Here is a 1,074-nt window from a genome sequence, read left to right on the forward strand (position 1 = left end):
GGGTCAGGCGGAGTAGATGACGTAGAGGGAGTAGCCGGTGGCGTAGGTGCCGGTGCACTTCCAGTCGCTCGCGGCGCCGTAGTGGACGTACTGCTTGCCGATGTCCTGGCACTTGTAGAGCTGCGGGTAGTTCCCGACGTACTGCCATGCGGCCGCCTGGGCCTGGCCGGCGCCCGCGGCGAGCATGCCGAGGGAGGCCGCGGCCGCGACGGCTCCGCCCACGAGTCGGCGCCTGGTGTTGCCCATGTCCATCCACCCCATCCGGTCGAACGTCAGGTCGGGGTGATCGTTCACGGGGCGGCCGAACGCGGTCAAGATCCGTCACACGGTGGAACTTTGCGCAATCCGCGGGGCGCGGGAGCCGGTCCCACGCGCGTTTGGCAATCCCTCTCCGCACCGTCCTCCCCGGATGGCGGAGGGCACCGGCCGGGTGCATGATCGTGTGGGCTTTATACACCTATTGACCGGTTTGTGGTGACGAGTGGGAGGACCTGCCTTGACGACGCTGACCGTGTGGAAGTTCACCACCCCCGACGGAGCCGAACTCGCCGAGGAGAAGCTGCTCGCGCTCCAGAAGCAGGACCTCGTCACCGTCGTCGACGCGGCCGTCGTCGCGTGGCCCGAGGACAGGAAGAAGCCCCGGACCAAGGAGCTCAACAACCTCACCGGAGTGGGCGCGCTCAGCGGCACCTTCTGGGGGATGCTCTTCGGCCTCATCTTCTTCATCCCGCTCATCGGCGCCGCCATCGGCGCGGCCGCCGGCGCCCTCGCGGGCAGCCTGAGCGACGTCGGCATCGACGACGACTTCATCGACGAGGTGCGCCGCGAGGTCACCCCCGGCACCTCGGCGCTGTTCCTGATGAGCACCGGCGCGGTCGTCGACCGCGTGCACGAGGCCTTCTCCGGTACGCAGGCACAGCTCATCCGCACCAACCTGTCGAAGGACGAAGAGGCCAAGCTGCGCGAGGTCTTCGCGGACTGACCGCACGGTCCCCGTGCGGCCCTCGCGCGAGGACGACGGGCGGGCCGGCGCACCGGACGCCCCCTCTCCTCCGGCTGCGGCGCGGGCGGGTC

2 protein-coding genes are annotated in these 1,074 nt (G+C 69.6%); one reads left to right on the forward strand and one right to left on the reverse strand.

The genetic code is table 11. The annotated features are described in order from the left end of the window. Positions 1 to 3: 3 nt before the first annotated feature. Positions 4 to 294, reverse strand: a complete 291-nt coding sequence (locus ACRX5S_RS04280; protein WP_436771368.1) for a hypothetical protein — start codon at positions 292 to 294, stop codon at positions 4 to 6. Positions 295 to 496: 202 nt separating this feature from the next. Between ACRX5S_RS04280 and ACRX5S_RS04285 the strand changes: the two genes are divergently transcribed. After that, on the forward strand, positions 497 to 982 hold the full coding sequence (locus tag ACRX5S_RS04285) for a DUF1269 domain-containing protein (RefSeq protein ID WP_436771369.1): 486 nt from the start codon (positions 497 to 499) through the stop codon (positions 980 to 982). Positions 983 to 1,074 lie beyond the last annotated feature (92 nt).

Origin of the sequence: Yinghuangia sp. YIM S09857 (assembly GCF_051388915.1) — a bacterium.
Classification (GTDB): Bacteria; Actinomycetota; Actinomycetes; order Streptomycetales; family Streptomycetaceae; genus Yinghuangia.